We start from the raw sequence: 291 nt of genomic DNA on the forward strand, positions 1-291 counted from the left end.
TAGGCAGCACGAGATACACCGGCAATTTCACATAAAAGGATGACTGACAGATTTTCGTTCGCATGTAAATCTTGAATCGCTCTATATTTATTTTGTAGACGAATACTTGTTAACGACGCCTCCTTTCGAGTTCCTCTAACTTTTTAAAAAAAGCATTTTCAGCACGTAATCGTTCATTTTCTCGTTTTAAACGTTTCATTTCTAGTTTAAATTTTTCTTCCACTGTTAATTCATATTCCTCTTTCTTTCGACCTCGTTGATCTTGTAATGCCTCTTCACCATTTGCCTCAA

General features: G+C 35.7%; 1 pseudogene. It reads right to left on the reverse strand.

The features are described from left to right. Nucleotides 1–109 precede the first annotated feature (109 nt). Nucleotides 110–291: pseudogene (locus KFD70_RS29380) on the reverse strand (hypothetical protein); the annotation flags it as partial.

This window comes from Bacillus pfraonensis (assembly GCF_050768835.1).
In the GTDB taxonomy this organism is placed as follows: domain Bacteria; phylum Bacillota; class Bacilli; order Bacillales; family Bacillaceae_G; genus Bacillus_A; species Bacillus_A pfraonensis.